The sequence below is a fragment of the Salmonella sp. SAL04162 genome, from assembly GCF_046551535.1.
Taxonomy (GTDB): domain Bacteria; phylum Pseudomonadota; class Gammaproteobacteria; order Enterobacterales; family Enterobacteriaceae; genus Salmonella; species Salmonella enterica.
Map to the genome: position 1 here is coordinate 223,310 of NZ_JBGDVX010000008.1, position 6,896 is coordinate 230,205.

8 protein-coding genes are annotated in these 6,896 nt (G+C 50.0%); 6 read left to right on the forward strand and 2 right to left on the reverse strand.

From position 1 onward, the window contains the following. Position 1 precedes the first annotated feature (1 nt). Positions 2–220 (forward strand): DUF3820 family protein, encoded by a 219-nt coding sequence (locus ACLJRH_RS17445; protein WP_001519708.1) that lies wholly within the window; start codon positions 2–4, stop codon positions 218–220. Here ACLJRH_RS17445 and ACLJRH_RS17450 read toward each other — a convergent pair. Then, the gene (locus tag ACLJRH_RS17450) at positions 217–1,215 is read right to left on the reverse strand and encodes a bile acid:sodium symporter family protein (protein WP_000765569.1); all 999 of its coding nucleotides are present in this window, start codon (positions 1,213–1,215) and stop codon (positions 217–219) included. The genes ACLJRH_RS17445 and ACLJRH_RS17450 overlap by 4 nt on opposite strands. 89 nt (positions 1,216–1,304) lie before the next feature. Between ACLJRH_RS17450 and ACLJRH_RS17455 the strand changes: the two genes are divergently transcribed. Further along, a complete protein-coding gene (locus ACLJRH_RS17455) occupies positions 1,305–2,231 on the forward strand; it encodes a LysR family transcriptional regulator (protein ID WP_001109835.1) in 927 nt (308 codons plus the stop codon). Positions 2,232–2,292: 61 nt separating this feature from the next. Here ACLJRH_RS17455 and ACLJRH_RS17460 read toward each other — a convergent pair whose 3' ends face one another. Next, on the reverse strand, positions 2,293–3,054 hold the full coding sequence (locus ACLJRH_RS17460) for an outer membrane protein OmpK (RefSeq protein ID WP_000722937.1): 762 nt from the start codon (positions 3,052–3,054) through the stop codon (positions 2,293–2,295). Positions 3,055–3,309: 255 nt separating this feature from the next. Here ACLJRH_RS17460 and xapA point away from each other — a divergent pair, with 255 nt between their 5' ends. Genes xapA through ACLJRH_RS17480 form a run of 4 tightly spaced genes read left to right on the forward strand, consistent with a single transcriptional unit; the run spans position 3,310 to position 6,607 of the window. Then, positions 3,310–4,143, forward strand: a complete 834-nt coding sequence (gene xapA, locus ACLJRH_RS17465) for a xanthosine phosphorylase (protein WP_023136735.1) — start codon at positions 3,310–3,312, stop codon at positions 4,141–4,143. A 54-nt stretch (positions 4,144–4,197) separates the two neighbouring features. Continuing rightward, positions 4,198–5,454, forward strand: coding sequence for a nucleoside permease (locus ACLJRH_RS17470; protein WP_000513245.1), 1,257 nt, complete (start codon positions 4,198–4,200; stop codon positions 5,452–5,454). 58 nt (positions 5,455–5,512) lie between these two features. Next, the gene (locus ACLJRH_RS17475; RefSeq protein WP_000658727.1) at positions 5,513–5,671 is read left to right on the forward strand and encodes a XapX domain-containing protein; all 159 of its coding nucleotides are present in this window, start codon (positions 5,513–5,515) and stop codon (positions 5,669–5,671) included. Between the two features lie 51 nt (positions 5,672–5,722). Then, complete coding sequence (locus tag ACLJRH_RS17480; RefSeq protein WP_000438884.1) at positions 5,723–6,607, forward strand: LysR family transcriptional regulator; 885 nt, start codon at positions 5,723–5,725, stop codon at positions 6,605–6,607. Positions 6,608–6,896: the final 289 nt, after the last annotated feature.

Below are 6,896 nucleotides of genomic sequence, written 5' to 3' on the forward strand. Positions count from 1 at the left end.
GATGGAAAAAGAGCAGCTGGTTGAAATCGCCAACACCGTGATGCCGTTCGGCAAATATCAGGGACGTCGATTGATCGACCTTCCGGAAGAGTATTTGCTGTGGTTTGCCCGTAAAGATCAATTTCCGGCGGGTAAACTGGGGGAGTTGATGCAAATCACGCTGCTGATTAAAACCGAGGGGCTGACGCAACTGGTGCAGCCCCTGAAACGCCCGCTTTAAGCTTTCGCGGCGCGGCTTTCCTGCTGCGCCTGTAACTTCTCGGTCTGGCGTTTGTAGCGCCGCGCCAGCCCTGCGCAGACCATCAGTTGGATCTGGTGGAAGATCATCAGCGGTAATACCATCATACCCAGCACTGACGTCGGAAAAAGAATATTGGCCATCGGGATCCCGTTGGCCAGGCTTTTTTTCGAACCGCAGAAAACAATAGTGATTTCGTCGGCTTTATTGAAGCCGCATTTACGGGCGACAAAGACGTTAATAGCGATGACGATCGCCAACAGTATGAGGCTGACCACGACGATAAACAGCAGCGATCCCCAGCCGACTTTGTGCCAGATGCCGTTGACCACCGCTTCGCTGAACGCCGAGTAGACCACCAGCAGAATAGAGGTCTGATCCGTTTTCGCGATCCACTTTTTGTTGCGCGCGACCCAGTTGCCGATCCACGGGCGAGACAGGTGTCCCAGCACAAAAGGCAGCAGCAGTTGCAGCATAATTTTGCCCACCTCTTCCAGACTGCCCTGCGCGCCATGAATATTCATTACCAGACCGACCAGCAGCGGCGACAGGAAAATGCCCAGCAGACTGGACGCAGACGCTGAGCACACCGCGGCCGCGACGTTACCGCCCGCGAGTGAAGTAAACGCAATCGCAGACTGCACGGTGGCGGGCAAAATACACAGATACAGAAAGCCGCTGTAGAGCATAGGGTCGACATTGACAGGCGCCCACCAGGCAAACAGTACGCCGAGGACAGGGAAGAGCACAAAAGTGCTGCACATGACCCACAGATGCAACCGCCAGTGGCTGCCGCCAGCGATGATCGCTTCACGTGAAAGCTTCGCGCCATGCATAAAAAACAGCAGAGCGATGGCCGCTGTCGTAATGCCTTCAACGACAGGCACAAAGCCACCTTCCGCCGGGAAAAAAGAGGCCAGCAGTACCACGGTGATAAGTGTCAGCGTGAAAGGGTCAAGGATACGAAAAAGTTTCATAAAAACTCCTGAAAGTCGGTGCAGCTATTTTGCGTTTTTCGCTTTGAGAAATAAAATTGATTTATTGCATCTATATATGAATCTAGTCGATGAACTATTCACTGCGTCAACTGCGTATTTTTATTACCGTCGCCCAGGCCAAAAGTTTTAGTCGGGCAGGGGACAGGATTGGACTGAGCCAGTCTGCGGTCAGTCATAGCGTAAAAGAGCTGGAGCGGCAAACCGGCGTCAGACTGCTGGATCGCACTACGCGTGAGGTGGTGCTGACCGAGGCGGGGCAACAACTGGCGACGCGTCTGGAGCGGGTGCTTGATGAACTGAACAGCATACTGCGCGATGCAGGCAGAGTAGGGACACAATTAACCGGCACCGTGCGCGTTGCCGCGAGCCAAACCATTTCTGCGCATCTTATTCCGCAATGCATTGCCCAAAGTAATTCACTTTATCCCGCTATTGATTTTGTATTGCACGATCGTCCGCAGCAGTGGGTGCTGGAGAGTATCCGCCAGGGAGAAGTGGATTTTGGCATCGTTATCGATCCTGGCGCAGCGGTGGATTTACAGTGTGAAGCCATCTTATCAGAGCCTTTTTTACTGTTGTGTCGCCAGGATCATCCGCTGGCGCATCAGGAATGGGTAAGCTGGCAGGATCTTAAACAGGCGTCGCTGGTCTTACAGGATTATGCTTCCGGCAGTCGACCGCTGATTGATGCGGCGCTGGCCCACTTTTCGATTGATGCCAATATTGTTCAGGAGATTGGTCACCCGGCCACGCTTTTTCCAATGGTGGAAGCGGGAATCGGCATCAGCGTACTGCCCGCGCTGGCGTTACCGCTCCCGCAGGGCAGCCACTTACAGGTTAAACGGCTGACGCCCGTAGTTGAAAGGCAGCTCATGCTGGCGCGGCGAAAAAACCGTTCTTTATCCACCGCGGCGCAGGCGTTATGGGATGTAGTACGCACCCAGGCCAGCGAATTAACCGCCGCGAGGGCGAAAGATCCGCTGTATCAGCTATAAATATCTATCTGTCCGTGCGTGAGGTGCGGTCTTGCCCTGCCATTTTTGACAGGGCAGTGTATTAAAACAGGTATTTGATGGAATAAATAATGCCATCCTGCAGGAAGGATTCTCCTAACTTATTATCAGCGTAACGATATTGTACTCCTGTGGTCAGGTGAGGAGTCGCATTCCACCACAGCGCTACTGCGCCATTAATGCCATCTTTCCCGCCATTGCCCGCAGCGTAGGACGCATCGCGGTCAAACTCATACTCATTCCAGTTCGTTACGCTGAAATTCTCACTACCCAACGAGAAGCTATAGCCGGCCACCCAACCTAATACATAACCATTATCGCCTGTGTAGTAGGTCTGATCGGTATAACGTTTGGCAAAGAAGGGTTTAAACCAGTAACCGTTACCTGCGAAGTTATAGCCTAAACCATAGAGAAACATGTCATCATGGAAATTAGCGCGATGAGGTGAACCGTACGTCCCGTAGGCATGGAGATAGAGGTTTAATCCTGTATCGCCCAGATAAATACGGTTAGTATTTTTAAAGGTGTAACGCTGTTCGCTGCCGGGTTTAGCGTGGCGGCCATTGTAAAAATTTTCCCAGTCGAAAAAACCGTACATTTCTCCCCAGCTAAAATTCGCTCCGCCTTCCAGTTCCAGGTACCCAAAATCATCTTTATGAGATTTTTTACTGGTTTTTTCCGTGGTGTCTGATGTCCAGTCGAGGTAATGGAGGCCGATATCGGCGAACCCGCCTTTAAATTCCGCATGGGTGAGTGTGGGAATAATGAGTAAAGAAGAAAGCGTCAGAGTAAGGATTTTTTTCATAGCATATTTCCCTATGCCGATAATTATTAATGGGTTAATTAAAAAGAGGCAATTTATAAATATGAAAGCGGCATATTGTTAATATGAAGTGCAAGCAAAAACCAATACTGTTTTCCCTCTGTATTAATACAGAAGCGATCTAAATCTATCGATATTAAATGGCTATTGATGACACGTGAAAAGTGTATTGGTCAGCAAGGGGCGATGGTCGTTATAAAAAGGAGTCAAATTAAATCCGATAGAACAAGGAAACTTATGCCTCACGCTCTTTTTTCTCATAATCCTGAGTATTGTGTTGATATTATTCATGCACATAAAACGGCATTTACCCCGCGAGTCGCGTTTATTTTAGGTTCCGGGTTGGGGGCTCTGGCGGACCAAATCGAAGATGCGGTAGCCATTTCTTACGAGAAATTGCCGGGATTTCCCGTCAGCACCGTACACGGCCATGCTGGTGAACTGGTGCTCGGCCATCTGGCGGGTGTTCCGGTGGCCTGTATGAAAGGCCGCGGGCATTTTTATGAAGGGCGTGGAATGGCGGTGATGACCGATGCCATTCGCACGTTGAAATTACTGGGCTGTGAAGTGTTGTTCTGCACCAATGCGGCAGGATCTCTGCGTCCGGAAGTGGGGCCGGGTAGCCTGGTTGCGCTTAGCGATCACATTAATACGATGCCCGGTACGCCGATGGTGGGGCCAAACGATGATCGTTATGGCGATCGCTTCTTCTCGCTGGCTAATGCTTATGACGCAGATTATCGCGCCATGCTTCAGTCCGTTGCGGCAGAGGAGGGATTCCCCCTCACTGAAGGCGTATTTGTTTCTTATCCGGGTCCGAACTTCGAAACGGCGGCAGAAATCCGCATGATGCAGATTATTGGCGGCGATGTGGTCGGAATGTCCGTTGTCCCTGAGGTGATTAGCGCACGTCATTGTGGTCTCAAAGTTGTTGCTGTCTCAGCGATCACCAATCTGGCGGAAGGGCTGGGCGATGTAAAACTCTCCCATGCGCAAACGCTGGCTGCGGCTGAACTTTCTCGGCAGAACTTTATAAATCTGATTTGCGGCTTTTTACGTAAGCTGGCCTAAACACAATGACTACGGCCCCGTATTGGGGCTTTATCTCACGGCAAGGAATAAAAAATGGGTATTACGTCCCGCTTAAAAGTCATGTCGTTATTGCAATATTTTATCTGGGGGAGCTGGCTGGTTACCCTGGGCTCTTACATGATCAATACACTGGATTTTACCGGCGCGAATGTTGGTATGGTCTACAGCTCAAAAGGGCTGGCAGCGATTATCATGCCGGGCATTATGGGGATCATTGCTGATAAATGGCTGCGCGCTGAGCGAGCCTATATGCTTTGCCATCTGGTTTGCGCGGGGGCGTTATTGTACGCCACCACCGTTACCGATCCCCAGACGATGTTCTGGGTGATGTTGGTTAATGCGATGGCGTATATGCCAACGATTGCATTATCCAATAGCGTTTCGTACTCCTGTCTGGCGAAAGCAGGTCAGGATCCGGTAACGTCATTTCCGCCTGTGCGCGTTTTCGGCACAATAGGTTTTATTGTTGCGATGTGGACGGTGAGCCTGATGGGGCTGGAACTGAGCAGTGCGCAATTATACATCGCTTCTGGCGCATCGTTATTGCTGGCCCTGTATGCACTGACGTTACCGAAAATTCCGGTAGCCGAGAAGAAGGCGAACACCACGCTTGCCAGTAAGCTCGGACTGGATGCTTTTGTTCTGTTTAAAAATCCACGCATGGCAATCTTCTTTTTGTTTGCGATGATGTTGGGGGCGGTGCTGCAAATTACCAATGTCTTCGGTAATCCGTTCCTGCATGATTTTGCCCGTAATCCTGAGTTTGCCGATAGTTTTGTGGTGAAGTATCCCTCTATCTTGCTTTCAGTTTCGCAGATGGCGGAAGTGGGCTTTATCCTCACCATTCCGTTCTTCCTTAAACGCTTTGGTATTAAAACGGTAATGCTGATGAGCATGCTGGCATGGACGCTGCGTTTCGGCTTCTTTGCCTTTGGCGATCCATCCCCGTTTGGCTTTGTGCTATTGCTGCTGTCGATGATTGTTTATGGCTGCGCATTTGATTTCTTCAACATCTCAGGGTCAGTATTTGTAGAGCAGGAGGTGGACTCAAGTATTCGCGCCAGCGCGCAGGGGCTATTTATGACCATGGTTAACGGCGTGGGGGCGTGGATTGGGTCTCTTTTAAGCGGTATGGCCGTGGATTATTTTTCTATTGATGGCGTAAAAGATTGGCAAACCATCTGGCTGGTCTTTGCCGCCTACGCTCTGGCATTGGCCGTTATTTTTGCATTGTTCTTTAAATATCAGCACCATCCAGAAAAACTGTCGACCAAATCATTAGCACATTAATTTTATTTGACTGGCGAGAGGATGTTCGCCAGTCCATTTTTATGAACAAGGACACAGCATGAAAGAAATTATTCTCTCCTCCGGTATTGGATTTGGTATTGGCGCATTTTTTACTTTATGCCGTATACCTATTCCTGCACCAAATGTTTTACCCGGGGTGTTATCTATTGTATTTATGTATATTGGATATCTTGTCGTTAAATCTATTTTTTACTAGGTAATATGGTAAATTCCAGACGTTATCCCTTATTGCTGGAGTGCGATAGTGATGGAACGAGCCCATCGTATTGATCTAAAGCTATTACGTTATTTCCTCGCTGTTGCAGAAGAATTGCATTTTGGCCGGGCTGCTGCCCGGTTAAATATGTCACAACCTCCCTTGAGTATCCATATCAAAGAACTTGAACAGCAACTGGGTACATTGTTGTTTATTCGTCATTCCCGCAGCGTTGCATTAACCCATGCCGGGAAAGTTTTGATGGAAGAGTCACGTCGCTTGTTAGCCAATGCAAATCAGGCGCTGGCGCGAGTGGAGCAGATTGGTCGCGGTGAAGCGGGGCGCATTGAACTGGGTGTGGTTGGTACGGCGCTGTGGGGAAGAATGCGTCCTGCAATGCGTCACTTTTTGAAAGCAAACCCCAATGTTGAAGTACTTTTTCGCGAAAAGTCTCCAGGTATGCAAATGGCGTTGTTAGAGCGTCGGGAGCTTGATGCAGGGATCTGGCGTATGGCTATCGAACCGGCAGTCGGTTTTACCAGCATACGTTTACATGAATCTGCATTCATGGTTGCAGTTCCGGAAGATCACGATCTGGCATCCAGAGATTCTGTGCCGCTGGCGGCGTTGCGCAATGAATATTTTGTCACGCTGCCTTCCGTGCATTCTGATTGGGGATTTTTACAACGTGTATGCCAACAGGCGGGTTTCTCGCCAATGATTATTCGGGAAGTGGTTGAGCCGCAAACGGTGTTGGCGATGATCAGTATGGGGATTGGGATTACGTTGATGGCTGATGGCTATGCGCAAATGAGCTGGCCGGGTGTGGTGTTCCGTCCGTTAGAGGAACGTATTCCGGCGGATTTGTATATTGTGTATGACCAGCAGCAGGCAACGCCAGCACTGGAGAAACTGGTGGCGGCGTTGACGGTATGATGTCTGTGCCGGATGGCGACTAACGTCTTATCCGGCCTACGCGTGCGGTGTCGTCTGTGCCGGATGGCGACTAACGTCTTATCCGGCCTACGCGTGTGGTGTCGTCTGTAGGCCTGATAAGCGCAGCGCATCAGGCAAGACCCGAACCTGCTGCAGGTTCGAATCTTCCATATCGCAGATAGCAAAAAAGCGCCTTTAGGGCGCTTTTTTACATTGGTGGGTCGTGCAGGATTCGAACCTGCGACCAATTGATTAAAAGTCAACTGCTCTACCAACTGAGCTAACGACC

What these genes read in the sequence shown, in the direction of transcription:
- ACLJRH_RS17470 (WP_000513245.1), top strand. Translation starts at nt 4,198, where the DNA reads ATGGGTATTACGTCCCGCTTAAAAGTCATGTCGTTATTGCAATATTTT.
- ACLJRH_RS17475 (WP_000658727.1), top strand. Translation starts at nt 5,513, where the DNA reads ATGAAAGAAATTATTCTCTCCTCCGGTATTGGATTTGGTATTGGCGCA.
- ACLJRH_RS17455 (WP_001109835.1), top strand. Translation starts at nt 1,305, where the DNA reads ATGAACTATTCACTGCGTCAACTGCGTATTTTTATTACCGTCGCCCAG.
- ACLJRH_RS17460 (WP_000722937.1), bottom strand. Translation starts at nt 3,054, where the DNA reads ATGAAAAAAATCCTTACTCTGACGCTTTCTTCTTTACTCATTATTCCC.
- ACLJRH_RS17450 (WP_000765569.1), bottom strand. Translation starts at nt 1,215, where the DNA reads ATGAAACTTTTTCGTATCCTTGACCCTTTCACGCTGACACTTATCACC.
- ACLJRH_RS17445 (WP_001519708.1), top strand. Translation starts at nt 2, where the DNA reads ATGGAAAAAGAGCAGCTGGTTGAAATCGCCAACACCGTGATGCCGTTC.
- xapA (WP_023136735.1), top strand. Translation starts at nt 3,310, where the DNA reads ATGCCTCACGCTCTTTTTTCTCATAATCCTGAGTATTGTGTTGATATT.
- ACLJRH_RS17480 (WP_000438884.1), top strand. Translation starts at nt 5,723, where the DNA reads ATGGAACGAGCCCATCGTATTGATCTAAAGCTATTACGTTATTTCCTC.